This window comes from Cohnella terricola (assembly GCF_007786475.1).
In the GTDB taxonomy this organism is placed as follows: domain Bacteria; phylum Bacillota; class Bacilli; order Paenibacillales; family Paenibacillaceae; genus Cohnella; species Cohnella terricola.
In genome coordinates, this window is the sequence record NZ_VNJJ01000016.1 from 1 (window position 1) to 21235 (window position 21235).

The window sequence follows — 21235 nt, forward strand, 5'->3', positions numbered from 1 at the left end:
GAGTCATGTTGATATTCCTCCGATGAATGTTGTCTCGACAACCTCATTCTAAGAGAGAACTTTCAACATGGCTTTATTTAATGTTTACCAACAGCCATTTTACACAATTATATGGACTCTACTTCACCAATCGCCCGCAAGTCCGGAATTGCTCGAAATAATCGAGCTGCTCACTCACCAATCGCCCGCAAGTCCGGAATTGCTCGAAATAATCGTACTGCTCACTCGCTCGGGAACATCAAAGAGGTTTTGCCTCTCCCGAATGTTCAGGAGAAACAAAACCTCTCAAACTATCGCATCAGCCGCCCACCTTCGCCGTCGCGTAACGGTTCGTCGGAACCTTCAAGCCCAGGTTGCCGCGCAGCGTATCCGACTCGTATTCCGAACGGTAGATGCCGCGTTCCTGAAGGATTGGGATAACGAGCTCGACGAAGTCGCGCAGGCCGCTCGGCAGCGTAGAATGGATAATAAAGCCGTCCGCAGCTCTTTCCTCGTGCCACTGTTGGATCAAGTTCGCGATATGCTCCGGCGTGCCGACGAACGGTCCGCGCGGGGTTGCCGAACGCAAGGCGACCTGCCGCAGCGTCAGCCCCTCCTCCCGGGCCTGTTTCTTGATCTTATCGGTGCCGCTGCGGAAACTGTTGCTGCCTAGATCGCCGATGTCCGGGAACGGTTCGTCAAGCGGGTATTGCGAGAAATCGTGATGCTCGAAAAACCGTCCGAGATAATCGAGCGCGTTCTCGATGCTGACGAGTCCGGCGATCTCCTCGTATTTGCGATCGGCTTCCTCCTGCGTTCTGCCGATAATTAGAGAGATGCCAGGCAGAATAACGATATCATCTTCGGATCTGCCGTAGGCGACCGTTCGGCTTTTTACGTCAGAGTAGAACGCCTGCGCTTCCTCCAACGTCTCGTGTCCGGTGAACACGGCGTCGGCGCCTTTGGCCGCCAGGTTCTTGCCGCTTTCCGAGGAACCGGCCTGGAACACGACCGGCTGGCCTTGCTTCGATCTCGCGATATTCAATGGGCCTTGAACGCTGAAGTACTCGCCTTTATGGTTCAGGCGATGCAACTTCGCCGGATCGAAAAACACCCCTGTAGCTTTATCCCGTACGAAAGCGTCGTCCTCCCAAGAGTCCCACAGCCCTCGCGTCACCTCGAGATGCTCTTCCGCGATTTTGTACCGCTCGTCGTGCGACGGATGATCTGACTTGCCGTAATTCAAAGCCGACCCTTCGAGCGGGGACGTGACGAGATTCCAACCTGCGCGGCCGCCGCTCAAATGGTCGAGCGATGAGAACTGGCGGGCGACCGTAAACGGCTCGCTATAGGAAGTCGACAGTGTACCGACGAGTCCAATGTTGCTCGTGACCGATGCGAGCGCGGAGAGCAGCGTAAGCGGCTCGAATCGGTTCAGGAAATGAGGAATCGACTTCTCCGTAATATAAAGTCCGTCCGCGATGAACACGAGATCGATTTTGCCAGCCTCGGCGATCTGGGCCTGTTCTTTGTAGAAGGAGAAGCTGACGCTGGCGTCCGGCCGCACCTCGGGATGCCTCCAACCGGATATATTGCCTCCCACGCCGTGAATGATCGCTCCGAACTTGATTTGCTTGCGTCTTGCCATTTTCTTTTCCTCCTTTGGGATGCTTTATTTAATGGCACCTATGCGTGAAGAAGCGCGGCTTCCGCCAAGTTCAGCCGGTAGCTTTTCACGAGCGCGGTCCCGTTATGGAACTCTTTGTCGTACGCCCGTTCGAAGCCGAGCCGCTCGTATAGCCGAATAGCAGAATCCATCATATCGGACGTATGAAGATGAAGCGTATGCTCGCCCCACTCCCGCGACAATCTGGCGCTCGCACGGATCAGCTCCGTCGCGATCCCGTGCCCCCGCGCGGAAGGCAGGACGGCTAATAGCCGAATAATCGGATTATGAATCTCGAGCTGCGGAGCTCCGTAGGCGGCTTCGGAGTTATCGTAGATAAACACGCTGCCCGCGACCTCCCCGCCCAGTTCGGCGACGAGCCTTGCTTTGGTCGTCGCCGCCTCGACCGCCTCCAAGATGTTGGTCTTATACTGCGCCCACCGCTCGGGCGATAGCGTCGCTTCATATTGGCTGTAAGCCGCGACAAGAACTTGTTTTACTGCTTCCCGATCTCCATCTTCCGCAAACCTGACAACGACTCGATCGCTCTTCATTTTTCCACCCGCTTTCCCGGATTCGACTTGCATAGCATATGTCTGTCAACTTTCGCCAATCGTTTTGCGAGAGTTGGTTTCCGCTTCTATGATTCTTTCGATTTGACCGATATGGTGTCCGACATGGTCGATAAACGATTGCGCGATGGCAGCGACGGTGACGGTGTGCCCTTTGAAATTCACGCCCGTTTTGTTCCAGTCCGCTTCGGTGAGCCGCTGGAACAGCAGGCTGTTGTATAACAATAATCCCTGAAACGCGGCCAAAATATCGGAGGTCCTGCCTGCGTTCGCCCGCTGCCCCTCCACCCAGAAATCCTGGTTAAACGCGGGCAACCGAACTTCCGAACCGGCCAGCACCTCGCGGATGCGGAAGGAAACGACAATGTTATGGTCCGTCAGATGCGTCAGCACTTCCGTGACACTCCATTGTTTCTCCGACGGTTTCCATACGAGCTGCGCGTCAGTCAAGCCTTCGATCGCCTTTTGCAGACGATCGTAAGTGCGCAAATAACTGTCAATAGATATCGGGGATTGACTCATGAGCATCCACTCCTATTCGGTATGTTTTATCTCGCCTCGGGCAAGGAAAATCGGGAAACGGCAAACCGCCCGATATCCTGCCCCCAATCGTCAAGCTCGATTTTGTTCGCAAGCAGCTCTCCTACGGCGCTGGCGAATTTGAATCCATGACCGGAAAATCCCCCCGCGAGCAGGACGTTCGGGTGGACGGGATGCGTATCGATAATGAAATGTTCGTCCGGCGTGTGCTCGTATTTGCAAGCGGCGCCTCGCAACAGCTTGCCCGCCGCGCCAGGAATGAACGATCCTAGAGCCCGTCTCAAATCCGCCTCGTCCTCCGGCAAGGAGCCGAAAGGGGTAAGCGGCTCGCCGGGGCGCCATTCCTCTCCCCCGTCGTGCCGGCCGATCTTCACTCCCGAGCCGGCGATGCTCGGAAAGCCGTAGAAACCTCCGTTCTCGTCTCCGAACGTAAACCCGGGAAAACGTCCTTCGTCAAACGCGGGCGACGACGGCTCGAACCAGGCGACGACTTTGCGCACCGCCCGTATCGGCAAACGGACGAAAGGCTCGAGCGTCTTAAACCACGCACCTGCACTTACGACGACCTTGTGCGCCATGTACTCGCCTTCGTCGGTCACCACGGTGACGAACGATCGGCTCGGGACGACGTCTTTAACGAACGTTCCCGTCAGCAGCTTTGCCCCGGATTGGATCGCGAGCTTCTTGTAGGCCGCCACGCATTTGTCGCTGTACAAGTAACCCGCGTCCGGTTCGTACATTGCACGATACCGCTCGGGCAGCTGTACGCCCGGCCAACGTTCGCGGACTTGCCCGGCGTCAAGTTCCTCAAAGGTGACTCCGTGTTCTCGGGCATCCCGGAATCTTCCTTCGTAGGAATAAACCGAGGGATCCGCGATATTCAACACGCCTGCCCTGACAAGCAACTGCTCCCCGGTCTCTTCCTCGAGTTCCCGCCAACGTTCGTCCGCGCGCAGCGCCAGCTTCACGTACGTCGGCCCGCCGCTGTAGACGTGGCGAATCAGCCGGGTATCGCCGTGATGGCTGCCTTCGGTATGGGGAGGGGCGAAGGCGTCGATCAGCAGCGTCTTCAAGCCTCTTCGGGAGAGCTCGTATCCCGCGCTCATGCCCATCGAACCCGCGCCGACGACGATGACGTCATACAGTTTTGTCATGGGCGTCCCTCCTCAGCAACAGTGGATTCGGCCAAACGGGACAAAGCGTCCACGGCCAGCGAAGCGAAGAACGACGCTCCAATCGGAAGCGCGCGCTCGTCGACGTCGAAGGCGGGGTGATGCCATTCTTGAGGTCCCGACGTCCCGAGGAAATAAAACACGCCCGGTACGCGCTGTAAATAGAAGGAGAAGTCCTCCCCGGCCGGAGAAGGCGCCGGTTCGACAACGGTCAGGCCAATCGACTTGGCCTTTCCCGCCGACCATTCTGCCCACTCCGCGTCGTTCACGACGGCGGGCGGCCCTTCCAGCCAGCGAACGGCGGCTTTCGCTCCGAGCGCCGCTCCGACACCCGTTACGATCTGCTCGAACCGCTCGCGCACCTTCGCCCGCACGGCGGTATCGAACGTTCGCAAGGTACCGTCGAATACGGCCTCCTCCGCGATGACATTCCAAGCCGTGCCGCTATTCAGCCGCGTGACGCTGACGACCGCCCCGTCGAGCGCGCCGACGTTACGGCTGACGATCGATTGCAGCGCGGTAATGATGTGCGCGGACGCAACGATAGGGTCAACGCCTGCTTCCGGCAGCGCGGCGTGGCTTCCGCGGCCTTTCACTTCGACGACGAAGCCATCGGCAGCGGCCATAATCGGCCCGGCTTTGATACCGATCGTGCCGACCGGCAAATCCGGCTTGTTATGCAGGCCGAATATGGCCTGAACACCCTCTAATGCGCCGCTTGCAATCACCTGTAACGCGCCTTTCGCCTTCTCTTCCGCAGGTTGGAACAGAAAGCGAACCGTGCCTTTCAGTTCGCGCTCCCGCCGTTTCAGCAGTAGCGCAGCGCCGAGTGCGGCAGCCGTGTGGAAATCGTGCCCGCACGCATGCATTTTCCCCGGAACCGTCGAGGCGAACGGAAGCCCCGTCTCTTCCTGCACGGGAAGCGCGTCGATATCGGCGCGAACGGCGACGATCGGTCCGCCGCGCAAACCGCCGACTTCGGCGACGACGCCGGTTCTCAGCGGATATTCCGTGATGCGGATGTCCGCTTCGCGCAGCCAGCCGCGAATCGCCTCGGTCGTCGCGAACTCCTCGTGCGATAGCTCGGGATTGGCGTGCAAGTGCCGCCGGATGGAGATCAATTGCTCGATTAGCGGTTCATCCGCAACAATGCTCATCGAAATCCCTTCTTTCCTCCATGTGTACGCCCAACTCGCTAGACCGGCTGTTCCTCGAATGCTTCCTTCAGCAACCGGAACGAGCGCACCCGTAGCTCGAAGTCGGGAATGATCGTCGTGAAGATTAATTCGTCCGCGCCGAACGTCCGTTGCAGCTCCAGCAGCCTAGCTCGCACCGTCTCCTTGGTGCCTTTAGTAATATCCGCATCGCGCACTTCGGCCGTGTACGTCTCTCCCGCTTGCCGGGCGAATTCCTCCGCTTGCTCGAGCGAGCCTACATTAACCGTCTTGCCGCTGACCAGCGTCACGCGAACGTTCTTGAACTGACCGGCTAGCTCGGCGGCTTCTTCCTCCGTATTCGCCGCGATAACCGACAATCCGAGCAAAGTCCGCGGCTCTCCGCCTTTGGAATAGTTAAAATCGGCGCGGTAGACGTTGAACGCTTCGCGGGCCGCTTCCGGGTCGTTGTTGATGAAGAGGGCGAACGCGTACGGATAGCCCCGTTCCGCTGCCAGCTTGGCGCTGGATACGCTCGTGCCGAGCAGATAAACGTCCGCCGGCTGCTCCGGGAGAGGATTCGCTTGCAGCCCGGCAAGCGGCTCGCTTTCGCCGAGCGGCCCATGCAAGAATTGCTCTAGCTGGGTCAGCTTCTCCTCGAGAGACTCCGGCTCGGAAACTCCCTTCTGCAGCCCCTTCGTCGAGCGGGGCAGCCCACCGGGCGCACGGCCGATACCCAGCTCGACCCTGCCCGGAGCGAGAGAAGCGAGTACGTTGAAATTTTCCGCGACTTTATAGGGGCTGTAATGCTGCAGCATTACTCCTCCCGACCCGATGCGGATTTTCTCCGTCCGGGCGAGCAAGTGGGAGATTAGAACTTCCGGCGAAGCGCCCGCCATCTGCGGGGAATCGTGATGCTCCGATACCCAGAAGCGCTCGAAGCCGAGCTCTTCCGCAAGCTGCGCCAGCCGAATCGTGTTGCCCAGCGCCTCGGAAGGCGTCTGCCCCGGAAACACGATGCTTTGATCCAGTATGCCGAGTTTTAGCGTCATCTCTGTCCACTCCAGTCCGTTGTTTAGATTGAATAGGCGCTATCCGAGGTATACCGCGCCAGAAACTGTCGGGTTCTCTCCTCTTTCGGCGCTTGGAAAATGACTTTGGGCGGCCCTTCCTCGACGACCAAGCCCCCTTCCATGAAGACGATATGATTCGCCACGTCTTGAGCGAATCCCATCTCATGGGTGACGATGATCATCGTGATCCCTTCCCGGGCGATTTTGCGAATGACGGCGAGCACTTCCCCAACGAGTTCAGGATCCAGCGCGGAGGTTGGCTCGTCGAACAGGATCACTTCCGGATTTAACGCCAGCGCGCGGGCGATGCCGACGCGTTGCTGCTGCCCGCCCGACAGTTGGCTAGGATAAGCGTCCAGCTTGTCGGCGAGGCCGACCTTCTCGAGCAGCTCGGCGCCGATGCGGCGCGCTTCCTCCTTTGGCAGCTTTTTGACGACGACGAGGCCTTCCATGACGTTCTCCAGCGCGGTTTTGTGCCGAAATAGATTATATTGCTGGAATACCATGGCCGTTTTGCGCCTTAGCAAGTGGATGTCCTTCTTCGCCGGCTTCCGGCAATTGACGCTGAAATCATCGATCGAAATTTCGCCTGCGTTCGGTTTTTCCAAATAATTGATGCATCTGAGCAACGTCGTCTTGCCTGATCCGCTCGGCCCGAGGATCGCGACGACTTCGCCTTTCTCGACGGTCAGATCGATTCCTTTCAGCACTTCTTGCTTGCCGAAGGATTTGGCGATTCCCCTAAGCTTGATCATGCGACACCTCCGCGATTGTATCGGGTAACCTTTTTCTCCAACAGCGCCGTCAGCCTCTCGATGAGAATTGTCAGACCCCAGAATAGCAGCGCGGCGGCCAAGTATGCCTCAAAAAATTTCCAGTTGGTCGTGGCCACAATCTCGGCTTGCGCGAAAATATCGACGACCGAAACGGTAAACGCCAGCGTGGAGCCGTGAAGCATCCCGATGACACTGTTGGACAAGTTCGGGAGAGCGGCGGCGAATGCTTGTGGAAACACGATCCGGCGCAGCGCCTGCGGCGTCGTCATGCCGATCGCATGGGCGGCCTCGAGCTGGCCCTTGTTCACCGACTGTAATCCCGAGCGAATGATCTCCGAGAAGTAGGCTCCGGCGGTAATCGAGAACGAGATATAGGCAAAACCGATCATCGGGATTTGCACCGACCGGAAAGCCCAACCGAAGCGTTCCGCCAATCCGTCCACGATCAGGGGCAACCCGACGTAGATGAGCAACAGATGGGTCAGCATCGGCGTACCGCGAATGACGGTGACATAGGCCGCAGCCGCCCGATGAAGCACGGGGATGCGGTACATGCGGCAAAGCGCGATAAACGTGCCGATCGCAAATCCGCTCAACACCGAGACGACCGTAATCCGGATCGTGGTCGGCACTGCAGGAAGCAAACCGACGAATGCCGTCCAGATGAACGATAAATCCAGTTGCATGCTCAGGCCCCCCCTTTCGAAAACGCGGCTTTAACGTTCTCGCGGCGATTCAGCCATTTTCTGCGCAAGAGCACTCTCGATTCCTTAATCGTTAAGTTTTCATGCTTCAGCAAACGGCGCTCCGCGAACAGAAACAGCCTCTCAAGCGCCAAGCTGAGGATGAAGTATACCGCTGCCAGCGCTAGATACGACTCGGTGAAATGCCGGGAAATCGTGGGGAGCGTTTGCGACTTGCCCGTCAATTCCATCACGCCAAGCGTAAACGCAAGTGACGTATCCTTCAGCGTCGCGATGACCAGATTGGCTAGTATCGGCACCGATATGGCCAACGCCTGCGGAAAGACGATCCGCGTAAATGCCTTGAAGCCGGTCATCCCAACCGCGTACGCGGCTTCGACTTGGCCCCGGTCCACGGCGGTTACCGCCGCCCGAATGCCTTCGGATACAAAAGCGCCGCTATGCAGGCCGTAGACGAGAATGACGAACGCGAGCACGGGAAGTCTCGTGATATCGACGTGAACCAGCTTCAATATTTCCGGTAGTCCATAATAGAGCAGGAAGAGCTGAATCAGAATCGGCGTACCGCGAAAAAAGGAAGCGTACAGCTGCGACAACCGCTGCAGGACGGGAATCCGATAGAGTCTGGGAAGAGCGGCGAGCAAGCCGAAAATCAAGCCGAGAGCGATTGATGCGGCCACGATGATCAACGAGATCCGTACGTAAGGCAGCAGCTTCACGAAATAATCGAACACGTACTGAATATCGAATTTGGCTCCCATCTTGCGGGTCACCCCTCGCCGTGAATTTTCATTGGTCTATTGATCGGCGGTAAAGTCGTGCCCCAGCCATTCCGTGCTTAGCTTGCCAAGCGTGCCGTCCGCCTTCAATTCCTTGATCGCGCCGTCCACGGCGTCGGACAGCTTCTGCGCCTCCTCGTCGTTCTTGCGGAACATGAATAAAATGTCCGCTTCGGAGAGCGTATCGCCCGTTGTTTTCAACTTGCTTTGCGGATCGATAAGCGGTAGAGCGAAATCCGCGGCGAGTGTCGCATCCACCCGGCCGCTGACGATCTGCTCGACCGTGTCGTTGGTTCCGCCGTTTGTGTAGACGATTTTAATGGCGTCTCCGTGATCCTTGTTGTAATTCAGAACGATTTGCGCCTCCGCACTAGTCGCGCCGACAAGCACTTTCTTGCCTTTTAAGTCATCCAGCGTGTGGATCGAATCGTTATCCTTCGCGACAACGATCTTGTTTCTCCAGTGCGCGTACGGTTCTTTGTTGAATAAATACTTCTCTTCGCGCTCGGGGTTTTTCTCCATCTCGTGCGCGACGAGGTCGATTTTCTTAGTTTCCAGACTAAGGAGCAGGCTCTTGAATTCTTGCGTTTGAATGTCGAATTCGTATTGCGACAGGCGCTTGTCGATCTCTCGGACGAGTTCGACATCGAATCCGGTAAGCTTGCCGTTATCGTCTATGAAGCATACCTTCGGAAAATGCGTACCGGTGCCAACGATAATCTTCGTGACTTTCCCGGGCGTATTTCCCGAATTCGAATCGTTTGGCGATTCCGACGCCGGTCCCGATGCCGGGGCATCGGAGGAAGCGGAGCCGCCTGCGCTGTTGTTTTTGTTCCCGCAAGCCGCGAGAATAAGCGCCAAAACGAGAATAGCGACGGTCAAGCTTGTTTTTTTCATAAAATGGATCCCTCCGTTTGATCTGTTTTAAACTTATAATTCCTAGCGGTTAAGTAAGAATTATTGTTGGGAATAACAATAACATCTCCCATCTTTTTACGTCAATGGATACGATAATAGAGATCTTCTATTGATTAATAAGAAAGTCCGATCGAATGGCAAGACGCCTGATTTTGTTATAACGCCGCATAAGAAAAACCGTCAGGGATAAGTTCATTCCCTGACGGTCCTAATGAGTGTGTTCGCTCCTTTTAGTGATGTTTTCCATCGTACTTGCTCCCCATCAGTACCCCGCGAGGCGGAAGTACGATGTTTTTCATCACTAATCACCCCCTGAGGCGAATAAAAAGTGGAGGCTTGCTCCTCTTAGCGATGTTTTTCATCGTACTTACTCCCCATCAGAGCCCCACAAGGCGGAAGTACGATGTTTTTCATCACTAATCACCCCAAGAACCAAAAAACGAAAAGGATGAAGACCTGTTTCACCCCTGGAAACTTATAAATTCTATACTGTTAAAAAATACTCCCCGAATCTACCGATTCAGGGAGTACTGAGACCCGCTTAGTTTTCCGATACCGCATCCGTCCTAAGCGCTTGTTTGAAGTCGTACCCGGCGGGGTTCTGAAAAATTCTCAATCCGAACGTTGGCGCGGCAGCGAAAATATGATCGAAAATATCGGCCTGGACCGACTCATAGACGGCCCAGTTCGTATCGTTGACGAAAGCGTAAATCTCCAAAGGCAAACCGTTCTCGGTCGGCGCCAACTGCCGAACGATCAGCGTCATATCCTGACGGATTTTCGAATGCCGCTTCAAGTAGTTCTCGATATATACTCGCAATACGCCTATGTTCGTTAACTGTCGACCGTTTACTTCAAGCGACTTGTCGATACGGTTATGAGCGTTGTGCTCCAAGATTTCTCGCTTCTTGTCCTTCATGTAGTCGGTCAAATCATGAATCTTGCTGAATCTCTCGATCATCTCCTGAGTACAGAAGCCGATGCTGTTGGCATCGATAAAGACGGCGCGCTTGATGCGCCGGCCTCCCGACTGCCGCATGCCTCGCCAGTTGCGGAACGAATCGGAAATCAGCGCATAACTCGGAATAGTCGTAATCGTCTTATCGAAATTCATGACTTTTACCGTATTAAGCGAAATATCGATAACGTCGCCGTCTGCATGATATTTGGGCATCTCGATCCAGTCTCCCACCCGCACCATATCGTTGGCGGAAAGCTGTACGCCGGCGACGAGCCCCAAAATCGAATCCTTGAAGATGAGCATGAGTACGGCGGATAAGGCGCCCAAGCCGCTAAGCAGAATCAGGGGACTTTCGCCGATCAGATTAGCGATCATAATGATGACGCCAATAATGAAGACGAGAATCTTCACGACTTGAATGTAGCCGCGAATGGGCTTTTGTTTGGAAATGTCGTATGTATTGTAAATATCATTGCATGCGTTCAAGAAAGCATCGAAGACCATCATGCTTACGATCATGATATATACGGCTGCGCCCTTCTCAATAGCCGTTTGAGTATTGGGGAAGACGGGCGCAAAATAATAAATGATGATGGCCGGCACGATATGGGACAGCTTAACAAACACCTTCCGTTCCAAAAAAACGTTGTCCCATGTAAAGCGGTTTTTCATGATGAACGCGGCAATGATTCGCAAAACGATTTTCTTGGTGACGAAATTCGCCGCGACGCTTATTCCGACGATGAGCAGAAGGACGGTCAGATTCGCGAGATATACCGCGACTTGAGATGAAACTCCCTGTTCGACCATCCAATTTTTAATAGAATCCATTTACTTCTCCTTATGCATATGCGATGATGTCGATCTATTATAGCACCCTTATTCGACTTTACGCATAGGGCTTCAATCCCGAAGCCTCATGCAAAAAAGGAGCGAAGCTATGCTTCACTCCCGAGTCTATCGGCTTCCGCGAGTTGTGTAACGGTCTCGCAGACCGTTACAGCCGCCGGATAGCCATAATTTGCTCAAAAAGGACGATTACGAGTTAACGCCGCTCTCCTTGGCCCTTAGGTCGAGCCATTCGATTTCTTCGGCGAGTTCATCCGCGGACCGGTCCAAACGTTCGGCCAACTCATCCGACAGCTCGAACCCGCCGTTCTCCAGTCTCTGCACCCACTGGTCGATCGCGAATACACCTGCGAGAATGTTGCGGCTGCCCAGCACCGATAGCACTGGCTTTAGCGCGTAATCCAGGCTTAGCAAGTGAGCGATCGTCCCGCCGATAAACAACGGAAGCGTAACTTTGCCCTTTAATCCCGTTTGCGGGAGCAAATCCAGGAACGCTTTCAGGATCCCGGTGAAGGACGCTTTGTATACCGGGCTTGCGATAACGACGCCGCTAGCGGATTCCACCAGTGCCAATGCCGCCAATATTTGCTCGTCTTTAAAGTTCGCATGAAGAAGCGCCTCGGCCGGCAAATCGGCAACGCGGATATGGCTGATCTTGATGCCTTTTTCGTTCCATTTGCCTTCCACAAACTCGATTAGCCCGTTCAAGCGGGACCCCGGGGTTGGACTGCCGGAAATAATGACGATATGACTCATGAGCGATTCCTCCTATTGGATGCTTAGTTGTTTTTTAATTCCATAATAACGTTCAAGAGATGCGAATGCTCTCCCAGATTGGAGATGACATTCGTTTGCAGGGAGATGCCTTCCGTCTCTGGTACGCGAATCGGCACAAGCTTGCCTTCGGCGGTTTCTTGCCGTACGCACAATTCCGGAAGAAAAGAAATGCCGGCTTTTTTCATGACAAGCTTTTTCGCCATCTCGGAATTGTCCGTCTGAATCAAAATATTCGGGGGGCGATCCAGATTCTCGAACACCCGATGGATTCTTAACCAATCCAATGCCCCACATTCGAAAAAGACAAGCGGCTGCACTGCGATCTCCTCGACCGTAAGTCGTTCAGCCCCGACAAAGGGATGATCCGCATAAGTGTAAAGGGTAATCGGGTCCTCGTAAAACTTGACGGATTGGAGATTCGGATGATTGACGCCGCGCACAAATCCAATATCGACTTCCTTATTGAGCACCTTCGTTACAATTTCATCGGTTTTACCAGTGACAAATTTGAAATGCGTATTCGGAAAGCTTAGACTCAGTCTCGGCAGCAATTCCGGAATCATGTAGTTGGACACCGACACTGTGCAACCGATCCGGATTTCCTCAGGCAGCGAACGCTTCTGATTTACGTGCAGCTTTCCTTTCTGATACGTTAATAGAAGCTGTTGTGCGTAAGGCAGGAACCGTTTGCCTTCCTCCGTAATTTGGACCTGTTTGCCCAGACGGTCGAATAGCTTGCAATCCAACTCGCGCTCAAGCGTCTGAATCCGGGCCGTCACCGATGGTTGGGATAAGTATAACGCCTCCGCCGCCTTATTGAAGCTTCCCCAGTGGATCACATATACGAACGCTTCGATGTTTTCTATGTTAACAAAAAACACCTCCAATTGCACCGCTTCAATCAGGCTTCAATCGGGTATTATATTTATCCAATAGGATAACTCGGAATTATGAAACTGTAAAGGGGATTTTTTTGCGAAGCTGAATACAAAAAAAAGCAGCTTTTGAAAGCTGCCCGCCAACAGTGCCATCAGCAATTAGCTGCTAGCGACGAGAAGGAACCTCAAACTGCGCGCCCGGAATCCAGGTTCCTGTCGTGAAATCTCGGCCCTTGACCAACACTTTGTCCTCGTAAACGTCAACGTAATAGCCTTGGCTGCCATCTTTATGTTCGTCCAAGTCCGTCCAAAGGTAGGCGACCGACGCCGCATTGAACATGGCTGGCATCGACGCGGTTTCAACCGAACGCGCATATCCCGCTTCCAGCTCCCAATGCGTATGTCCCGTAAACAGGACGACATTCGGATAATTGGACAGAATCTCTTTCACCCGTTCGTCCTGCGTTACGCCATACCAGCCTTGCGCCTTAAACGAGCCCCCGACGGTATCGAGCAATGGCTGATGCAGAAACAGAAACTTAGGCTTATTTGCAACGCTATTCTCGGCTAGCTTAGCTTCCAGCCATGTCAGCTGCTCGTCCGACAAATCGCAAAACAGCTCCAAGCCCCGCTCCGTTCCGAGAAAAATGAAGTGGTAGCCCGCAATCCAGTGGTCGTGATAAGGCGCCTGCATACCGGTTTCCTTCAGAAATCGCCCGATCCTACTCTCCCATATTCCCAAGCCTACGTCATGGTTCCCGGTAGTCAACAGCAGCCTCGGAAGTTCCGCCGCGTTATCGGCCAATATCCGATGCAGCTCGGCGAATTCCGCGTCCAAGCCATGATCCGTCACATCTCCGACGTGCATAATGCCGATGCTGTCCGGGCAATTGACCAATATATCTTTAAGCGCTTTGTCCAAGTTGCGGTTATGAACATGTTCCGACTCCGCTCTTACATGCGTATCCGTAATGACCTGGAACGATACGATCGGCCGCTCTTCCGCAGACCGCCGCTCATCTAACTGAGAATGCTGTTGTACAGCCATCAAACCATCTCCCTAGACCCCTCTATATTCAATGCGTCTTCGCACTTATATTCAAACCAATCACGCCAACGATAATGACGAACATCCATAACAGCGAGGACAGCGGAAGCCGCTCCGCGAATAGAAAGTAGCCGGCCAAGGCGATCAGAACGATGCCAACCCCCGACCAGATCGCATACGCGACACTTACGTTCATATAATGCAGCGCGAAATTTAAGCAAGTAAAGCTCGTTCCATAAAATACGAACATAAAAATGGACGGCCACAGCCTCGTAAATCCTTCCGATAGCTTCATAGAAACCGTACCCGACAGCTCCAACGCAATTGCCAGCCCCAGAAATACCCAACCCAAGCTGCTTTCCTTCATACTAGCTCCTTCCAAACGATAGCTCGTCATAGGATGTCACGATCACATCCGCCGCTTCTAGTAGTCTTTTCCCGTCCGTCTGCGCTGTGTCGATAATGCCGATGCCAACAGCCGCGCGGGCTGCGTGCGCCATCATCATATCTCCGTTCGTATCCCCGATAACGGCCACCTGGGAGCAGTCGAGATTCAATTTCCGGCAAGCCAGCTCAACCATATCCGGAAAAGGCTTGCCCTTCTCCACTTGATCCGTACCGATCACTTCGTGAAAATAATGCCGAATATTTAGCCACTCGAGATGCCGCAGCGCCATCTCCGTTTCGTCGGCGGTAACGACCGCCAAGCGCAAGTTCCTTTGTCTGCACGCTTCCAGAAAAGACAAAACGCCCGCCATCGGCTTAACGGGGCGTTCCCTTTCCATTGCCGCATCGGCAAGTTGCTTGCATTCGTAAGCCATGCGCTTGGCATCCGCCCACGATAAACCCGACGCGTACCCTTGCGAGGCGAGAATGGAGATCAGCTCTCCGATCGTCCCCATCGCAAGCGGTCCATTGCGATCGTAACCTATAGCCAAACCGTTCCGGTCCAGCGCGATTCCCCACAAGGCATACAAATCCGCGCCGCCCCAATTTCCTTGCCGTTCTGTCAACCGTTGCGAGAAAGCCTGGAGCAGATGACAGCTCCAGGTTCCCCACATCGAGACGAAGTCCAGCAGCGTTCCATCCTTATCGAACAAAATCCCTTCGATCGGAAAACTCGACTTTCCGGCCACAAGCTCCGCCATATCGGAATCCTCCTTACTTCTGAAGCTTATCCAACGCTTTCTGAGCCGTCTCCTGCGCTTCCTTAAGCGCTTGGGCTGCCGGCATATTGCTGATTTGCACATTGTCCGCCGCGATTTTCAGCGCATCGTTGATTTTGCCGCCTGTCGGATCCTTGAACGGGCTCGATCCGTGTGCCGCTTGCATAAGCGGAACTTTGCTTTGCGGATTTGTCTCGCTGAACGCCTTGAACGCAGGATCTTCGATTGCGGACTGACGTACTGCGATATACCCCGTATTCATCGACCAGAACGCCGTGTTTTCGGTGTTCGAGAAGAAGCTGAACCATTTGAACGCCGCTTTCTTCTGTTCGTCGCTTGCTTTCTCCGGAATGCTGGCAAGAATCGCTTCGGCGACAGGTTTGCCTGCGCCTACGCCTTCCCATCCCGGCTGCTCCATCGCAGCCAGCTTCGTGAAGTCCAGATCGCCTTGGTCGCCGCTTGATCCGGTATATCCCGCAGCATTCCCCTTCATGACATCGTCGATCGTTTTGTACCAATACTCCCAGCCTTGTCCGCCGGAATGAATGCGCATGATTTTATCTTCGTGAATCCATTTGCGGAACATTTCCCACGTGTCGATCCACTCTGGCGTATCGATCGTAACCGTTTTGCCGTCCGCGCTCAGAACCGAACCGCCTTTGGCGAATACGGCATCCATCATGTTGTCCTTGCCCCACATTGGCTCCCAGCCGTAGAAGGACGTTTTCCCGCCTTCTTTTACCGTCATTTTTTTCGCGGCTTCGGCAAGAGCTTCCCACGTTTTCAAGTCTTCCGCCTTCAGGTTTTGCTTCTCAAGCGCTTCCTTGCTGTAATACATCACTTGCGTCGTTCCATACATTGGAATGAAATATTGCTTGCCGTCCACTTTTCCTTGATCGAGGAACGTCTGTACCATGTCGCCCGGATTGAAATCCGGCTGCGCCGCGATCAGATCGTCGATTTGCGCAAAGTAACCTTTGCGGGCCCAATCCACGTTTGACGTCAATACGGCTGCGGGAACGTTGCCCGCTGCGATCGCTGCTTGCAGCTTTTTCTCCGTCTCGGAGTAATCCGCTTGAACGACTCCTTTTACGATGACTTCGCTCTGAGAGCTGTTGAACTTGTCGATCAGCGTCTTCATGTTCTCGCCCAACTTGCCGCCAAGCCCATACCAGAATTCAATCGTTACCGGCTCTGCAGCCGATGGGGACTCGGAAGCCTCCGTCGTTTGGGAAGCCGGAGCTTGCGATTCGGAAGCGTCCGGCGAACCAGCGGATTTCGCGTCATTTTTCGCTCCGCATGCCGATAATAGAACAAAGCTCGATACCATAACTGCCGCGATCCACTTTTTATTCGTTAACATGTACGATCTCCTCCGCCACTCTATCCTCATTTTTTGTATTCCGGTTTAACCTTTGCTGACACCCGCTGTCAAATTGACACTGCTCATAATCGTTTTTTGCGTAAATGCGAACAATAGCAATAACGGCGCAATCGTGAATGCGCTGGCGGCCATGATCAGCGGCCATTTCAATCCGTATGCACCTCCTTCCACAAAGAAGCTGCGGAGTCCGGACGAAATCAATTGCAGTTCCGGACTTTTCGTAATGAGCATTGGCCAAAAATAGTTGTTGTATTGCTCTATGAAAGTAATGAGCGCCAATACGGCAAAAGAAGAACGCGTCAACGGAACAAGAATCGTCCACAATATCCGCAGGTGTGTCGCGCCGTCCATCTGTCCGGCCTCAACCAGTTCATGAGACGTCTGCAAAAACGCCTGACGAATGAGAAAGATCGAAAACACGCTCACGCAGTTGGACAAAATAAGGCCAGTATAAGAATCTAGCAAGCCGAGCTTGCTGAGCACCATATAGCTGGGCAAATACACCGCGGTGCTCGGGATCATGTACCCGACCAGAATGAGCGCGGTAAATGCGTTGTTCAGCCGGAATTTCATATGGGTAAGCGCATAAGCCATCGTTGCCGAATTGAATATTTGAATGATCACGATCGCTCCCGCTACGATAATGCTGTTCAGCATGTAGCGCCAGAACGGGGCTTCCACCCAAGCATCGAAGTAATTTCCCCATTGCGGACTGACCGGCCACAGCGTCGGCGGAAACTGCCAAATCTCATCGTTCGTCTTCAGCGCGCTTGTCGCCATCCAATAGAAAGGAAACGCAACGATGAACGCCGATGCCGCCAGCAGCAACTGCCGGACGAGCAGCCCCAACCTACTCCCCTTTTGCATTTCTCTCGCAACCTTTCTTTGCTCCGATTTGAATTAGGAATAATGAACCGTACGGCGCCCCACGACGAAGGATACGATCGAAAGCAGCACGCAGCCGAACACAAGAACGACGGACACGGTAGAGGCTTGGCCGATATTAAAAGCTTCGAAAGCCGATTGGTAGTAAAAATATAGGATCGTGCGGGTCGACCCCGCCGGGCCGCCTTGCGTTAAGACGTTGATTTGATCGTATGCCTGCAGCGCTTGAATGACCTGAACGACGATCAGGAAAAAGGTCGTAGGCGAGATTAACGGCACGGTAATATGCACGAATTTGCGCCAACTGTTCGCCCCATCCAATTCGGCAGCCTCAAGCATGTCGCTCGGAACGTTACGGATCGCTACGAGATAAAAAATCATCGACCAGCCTGCGGATTTCCAGATCGTCACGAGCAGAATGCCGACAAGCGCCCAATGCGGATCGTTAAGCCAAGTAATACCATGGATGCCGAACGCCCCCAATATGCTGTTCAATAGCCCGACTTCCGGCTCGAAAATCCATGACCACACGATCGAAACCGCAACGGTAGGCGTCACCCAAGGGGAAAACATAAGCGTCCGGTAAAGCCCGCCCCCCTTCATCTTGCGGTTAAGGAGCAAAGCGAGAGCCAGCCCGCACACCAATATCGGAATGACGCTCCCCAAGCAGAAAAGGACGGAAACCCGAACGGATTGGTGGAAGTTTGAATCGGTGAACAATTCCCGGTAGTTGTCGATCCCGACGAACAGCTTGTCCGGACTCATAAAATCCCATTCCATAAAGCTGAGGTAAATTAAATACACTAACGGACCGAACCAGAATACTGTAAGAGGGACCATAGCAGGCAGCGTGAATGCAAAAGCCTTGATGTTCTCCCCGCGTTGCAAAGGTTTCATAATTTCCTCCCTGTTTCAAACAAAAATGCTTTAATATTTGCTATAATACGGTTGATTACATGTGATTTCCCCTTCTGTACAAAAATTATTGTACATTCACCTTAGAAATGAATGGTTAACAGACTGTGAAATGTGATTATGATCTTTGTTAACTTTCGCAAAATAATGTAAGTAGGAAGGGTAGGCCATGAAGAGATCTAGCAGGGATAGCTTGGAGCATGCTCCTACGCAGCACAATGAGCTCCGAGCGAAGATGATCGATGCAATCGCGCAGACGATGGATTTATACGGGGCTAACTACTCTTTCGGGCAGTTGTACGGAATTATGTTTTTCGAGGACAAGCCGATGACGCTCGAAGAGATGAAATCTCATATGAATATGAGCAAAAGCAACATGAGCTACGCCGTCCGCTCTTTGACCGAGTCCAAGATGCTGACGAAGCTGAAGGAAAAGGAAGACCGCAAAGATTTGTACGTAGCCGAAACGGACTTCTACCAAGCGTTCCAAAATTTCTTCGCGTTTAAGCTGCAGAGGGAAATCGACGTCATGCAGGGAACGATTCGGTCGGTGACGCCGGAGCTTGCGGAATTGATCTTATCGGAGCATACGACGGAGGAAGAAAGGCAGTTATGCCTGAAAGACTTTCACAAGCTGCAGCATGCGGATAGCTATTACGATTGGCTGCAGCAATTCGTGGATAGCTTGAAGGAAGGGCGCCTGTTCAAACAGGAGCAACCAGGGAAGTCCGGGTCGACGATTCAAACCGATAACGGGACGGACTCGGACAAAAACCGGGATTCATAGCGTTTAAGCTTTCCACGAACCGCGGATCACGCTTGGCCAGTTCCGAGTAATAGCTGCCGATGGCATGGTTGCCGGGTACGGATCCGTTGTTGAAAGTGAGCTGTTCGGAGTCTCTTACGTGCTCGTAATGAAAGGTGATATCCCTTTTGGGCAGCGTAAACTCGGCCGGAGGCAACAGGGGAACGACGTCGAAGCGGTTGTGCACGCGGTAGCTTCGTCCGACTTTGCCCTGGAACGCGCCGGTAAAGTCAGGGTCTCCGACGCGCGGTGAAGCGAACGAATAAACTGTCGGCGCGGGAAATTCGGTATTGGCCGCCATGTCCATCCCGCATAACGTCGAGAGCGCCCCTCCCAAGCTATGGCCGGTCAAGTACATCGCTTTATCCGTATTTATTCCTTTCAGGAGGCCGAGAATGCCGTCTCTGGCCGAACGGTAAATATTCGAGAATCCTCTGTGGCTCATGCCGGCATTATCGGCCCATCGATACTTGACCTGGCTCGCCATCGCGTCGGAAACCCAGTCCGATGTCGTGCTGGTGCCCCGGAAAGCGATGATCACATGCGTGTCGGACTGAAGAACGAACCCGAATCTCTCGGACCTGCCGGTCAGCGATCTCGCATGAATCTCGCCGATCTGCTCGTAAGGGCGGGGAACGACGAACTCTCCCTTCGGATCGTTGAATTGCGCGTAGGTCTGGCTGCATACCGCAGCCAGGAAAATCGCCGTCCGATTGTCGAATCCGTCCATTAGCCGATCACCTCTCAGCATCTCTTTCGATACTGTATTAAGAAGAGCGGCTAAAGGTGCCTATTGGATTCGTTTTCGTTCCCCTCTTACGCGAAGGCGCGTTACTCTTCCTCAATCTCGCCACCGACGTGTTTCCTGATCAGCCTGGATGCCTTAGTCTGGCTGATGCCCAGCGCGTTCGCGACCTTCCTGCTGCTCCTGTGCTTCTCGTACGTCTGAAGGATCATTCCGCGCTCCAACTTTGCGGTGATACGTGCTGTATTTGACGATCGCTTCGATTTCGTTCTGATCCAATTAGTCGTAATTTTCCACGCGCACCATAACCCGCATCAGCTATGATGGTCCCTGGTAACTTGCCTAACTGCGATTTTAATTTTTCGAGATGAGGGATGAGGCTGCGTGTATCCGTCGGTCGTTTGTGCAAACTGTAGCCAACAATGAATTGATTATCGGTACCGATCTGCACATTGTAACCAGGCTTGAGCTGACCATTTCTCATGTGGTCTTCTTTCATTCGCATAAATGTGGCGTCATGATCCGTTTTACTGTAGCTGTTTCTCGTGCCTAAAATGGCTTCATGAGTCTCGTATCTCTGAAGGCAGGAAGCAAATCCCTGCGAAGCGTGCGTACCGCCTTTTTCAGCGGCTTATCTTTTGGCTCCTCTTGCTGCCGCTCTTCCAAAAAGTAATGCTGAAGCTGTACGTAGTTCTCCTCAAACGGTAATTGAAGAACCGCAGTAAACACGGTCTCCAGTACGGCTTTCATTCGCTCCGAACGAAACTGATTAATGGTGCGAAAATCCAGGCGTTTCCTGCCTGCAATCCACATGAACATGATGTTTTTGCGGACGGCTTTCGCGATTTGGCGTGAGGAGTAAAGTCGCTAAGTGTAGCCGTAAATGATGATCTTAGTAAGCATGTTCGGGAGGTAGCAGTCCCGTCCGCCACCGGGATAAGCGGCAGCTCTTGAAGGAGCGAAGCGTTTGCCTCTTGTGGGCGTGAAAACTCCTTGCAACGAGTTTGCCAATTCAGATTATCACGACCACAACCAGGGGTCCCCGCAAAGTAATCGGAATAAGTTGCAAAGCTTTTCTTCACTTTGTGGGGTGGAGCAGCAACCGTAAAGAGACACATCCCCACAAAATATGATGAGGTGTCCCTAAGTCAATGGTATTGGGACACCCTCTTTTTGTCTTTGATTTGCCTTCTCGGGCCGATATCCATCATTTACGGTCTGCGAGACCGTTGCAATGCCCGTGGACGGGAGTTCAGTGTCTGTAACGGTCTGCGAGACCGTAACAATGCCCGTGGACGGGAGTTCGGTGTCTGTAACGGTCTGCGAGACCGTAACAATGCCCGTGAACGGGGGTTCAGTGTCTGTAACGGTCTGCGAGACCGTAACAATGCCCATGAACGGGGGTTCGGTGTCTGTAACGGTCTGCGAGACCGTAACAATGCCCGTGGACGGGAGTTAGGCGGATTGGAATCGTGAAATTTCACGATTT

General features: G+C 53.6%; 23 protein-coding genes and 1 pseudogene. 2 read left to right on the top strand and 22 right to left on the bottom strand.

Annotation, left to right across the window (positions count from 1 at the left end; genetic code table 11):
- Positions 1-298: 298 nt before the first annotated feature.
- From FPZ45_RS20760 to FPZ45_RS20850, 19 genes are all read right to left on the bottom strand, one after another.
- Positions 299-1627, bottom strand: a complete 1329-nt coding sequence (locus FPZ45_RS20760) for an LLM class flavin-dependent oxidoreductase (protein ID WP_144706094.1) — start codon at positions 1625-1627, stop codon at positions 299-301.
- 38 nt (positions 1628-1665) lie between these two features.
- Positions 1666-2199: a GNAT family N-acetyltransferase gene (locus tag FPZ45_RS20765; protein WP_144706096.1), complete on the bottom strand. Its 534-nt coding sequence runs from the start codon at positions 2197-2199 to the stop codon at positions 1666-1668.
- A gap of 45 nt (positions 2200-2244) precedes the next feature.
- The gene (locus FPZ45_RS20770; protein WP_144706098.1) at positions 2245-2739 is read right to left on the bottom strand and encodes a DinB family protein; all 495 of its coding nucleotides are present in this window, start codon (positions 2737-2739) and stop codon (positions 2245-2247) included.
- A 26-nt stretch (positions 2740-2765) separates the two neighbouring features.
- Positions 2766-3911, bottom strand: a complete 1146-nt coding sequence (gene solA, locus FPZ45_RS20775; protein ID WP_144706100.1) for an N-methyl-L-tryptophan oxidase — start codon at positions 3909-3911, stop codon at positions 2766-2768.
- Positions 3908-5086, bottom strand: coding sequence for an amidohydrolase (locus FPZ45_RS20780; RefSeq protein ID WP_186438489.1), 1179 nt, complete (start codon positions 5084-5086; stop codon positions 3908-3910). The genes solA and FPZ45_RS20780 overlap by 4 nt, the downstream gene beginning before the upstream one ends.
- Before the next feature lie 38 nt (positions 5087-5124).
- On the bottom strand, positions 5125-6135 hold the full coding sequence (locus tag FPZ45_RS20785; RefSeq protein ID WP_144706104.1) for an LLM class flavin-dependent oxidoreductase: 1011 nt from the start codon (positions 6133-6135) through the stop codon (positions 5125-5127).
- Between the two features lie 23 nt (positions 6136-6158).
- On the bottom strand, positions 6159-6911 hold the full coding sequence (locus FPZ45_RS20790; RefSeq protein ID WP_144706106.1) for an amino acid ABC transporter ATP-binding protein: 753 nt from the start codon (positions 6909-6911) through the stop codon (positions 6159-6161).
- Positions 6908-7618: an amino acid ABC transporter permease gene (locus FPZ45_RS20795; protein ID WP_144706108.1), complete on the bottom strand. Its 711-nt coding sequence runs from the start codon at positions 7616-7618 to the stop codon at positions 6908-6910. Before FPZ45_RS20795 ends, FPZ45_RS20790 begins: the two co-directional genes overlap by 4 nt.
- 2 nt (positions 7619-7620) lie before the next feature.
- Positions 7621-8397, bottom strand: coding sequence for an amino acid ABC transporter permease (locus tag FPZ45_RS20800; protein ID WP_144706110.1), 777 nt, complete (start codon positions 8395-8397; stop codon positions 7621-7623).
- A gap of 36 nt (positions 8398-8433) precedes the next feature.
- Positions 8434-9312 (bottom strand): transporter substrate-binding domain-containing protein, encoded by an 879-nt coding sequence (locus FPZ45_RS20805; RefSeq protein WP_144706112.1) that lies wholly within the window; start codon positions 9310-9312, stop codon positions 8434-8436.
- Between the two features lie 562 nt (positions 9313-9874).
- On the bottom strand, positions 9875-11125 hold the full coding sequence (locus FPZ45_RS20810; protein ID WP_144706114.1) for a mechanosensitive ion channel family protein: 1251 nt from the start codon (positions 11123-11125) through the stop codon (positions 9875-9877).
- 207 nt (positions 11126-11332) lie between these two features.
- Positions 11333-11899: an NADPH-dependent FMN reductase gene (ssuE, locus tag FPZ45_RS20815; protein WP_144706116.1), complete on the bottom strand. Its 567-nt coding sequence runs from the start codon at positions 11897-11899 to the stop codon at positions 11333-11335.
- 23 nt (positions 11900-11922) lie between these two features.
- The gene (locus tag FPZ45_RS20820) at positions 11923-12801 is read right to left on the bottom strand and encodes a LysR family transcriptional regulator (RefSeq protein ID WP_144706118.1); all 879 of its coding nucleotides are present in this window, start codon (positions 12799-12801) and stop codon (positions 11923-11925) included.
- A 163-nt stretch (positions 12802-12964) separates the two neighbouring features.
- A complete protein-coding gene (locus FPZ45_RS20825; RefSeq protein WP_144706120.1) occupies positions 12965-13846 on the bottom strand; it encodes a metallophosphoesterase family protein in 882 nt (293 codons plus the stop codon).
- A 28-nt stretch (positions 13847-13874) separates the two neighbouring features.
- Entirely contained in the window at positions 13875-14213 is a 339-nt protein-coding gene (locus FPZ45_RS20830; protein WP_144706122.1) for a DMT family transporter, read from the bottom strand.
- A 1-nt stretch (position 14214) separates the two neighbouring features.
- A complete protein-coding gene (locus FPZ45_RS20835; RefSeq protein WP_144706124.1) occupies positions 14215-14994 on the bottom strand; it encodes an HAD family hydrolase in 780 nt (259 codons plus the stop codon).
- A gap of 13 nt (positions 14995-15007) precedes the next feature.
- Positions 15008-16375 carry an ABC transporter substrate-binding protein gene (locus FPZ45_RS20840; RefSeq protein ID WP_144706126.1) on the bottom strand — a complete coding sequence of 456 codons (1368 nt, stop codon included), beginning with the start codon at positions 16373-16375 and terminating at the stop codon, positions 15008-15010.
- Positions 16376-16420: 45 nt separating this feature from the next.
- The gene (locus FPZ45_RS20845) at positions 16421-17263 is read right to left on the bottom strand and encodes a carbohydrate ABC transporter permease (protein WP_144706128.1); all 843 of its coding nucleotides are present in this window, start codon (positions 17261-17263) and stop codon (positions 16421-16423) included.
- A gap of 33 nt (positions 17264-17296) precedes the next feature.
- Positions 17297-18178: a carbohydrate ABC transporter permease gene (locus FPZ45_RS20850; protein WP_144706130.1), complete on the bottom strand. Its 882-nt coding sequence runs from the start codon at positions 18176-18178 to the stop codon at positions 17297-17299.
- A 187-nt stretch (positions 18179-18365) separates the two neighbouring features.
- Here FPZ45_RS20850 and FPZ45_RS20855 point away from each other — a divergent pair, with 187 nt between their 5' ends.
- Positions 18366-18983, top strand: a complete 618-nt coding sequence (locus FPZ45_RS20855; RefSeq protein WP_246120530.1) for a GbsR/MarR family transcriptional regulator — start codon at positions 18366-18368, stop codon at positions 18981-18983.
- Here FPZ45_RS20855 and FPZ45_RS20860 read toward each other — a convergent pair.
- From FPZ45_RS20860 to FPZ45_RS25965, 3 genes and pseudogenes are all read right to left on the bottom strand, one after another.
- A complete protein-coding gene (locus FPZ45_RS20860) occupies positions 18901-19731 on the bottom strand; it encodes a lipase family protein (protein WP_144706132.1) in 831 nt (276 codons plus the stop codon). The two genes, FPZ45_RS20855 and FPZ45_RS20860, sit on opposite strands and share 83 nt — an antisense overlap.
- A gap of 101 nt (positions 19732-19832) precedes the next feature.
- Entirely contained in the window at positions 19833-19958 is a 126-nt protein-coding gene (locus FPZ45_RS26075) for a hypothetical protein (protein ID WP_186438495.1), read from the bottom strand.
- Positions 19959-19971: 13 nt separating this feature from the next.
- Positions 19972-20691, bottom strand: a pseudogene (locus FPZ45_RS25965) (transposase); the annotation flags it as partial.
- 289 nt (positions 20692-20980) lie between these two features.
- On the opposite strand from FPZ45_RS25965, the gene FPZ45_RS20870 reads away from it, so the two are divergent.
- Positions 20981-21205 (top strand): hypothetical protein, encoded by a 225-nt coding sequence (locus tag FPZ45_RS20870; protein WP_144706134.1) that lies wholly within the window; start codon positions 20981-20983, stop codon positions 21203-21205.
- Positions 21206-21235 lie beyond the last annotated feature (30 nt).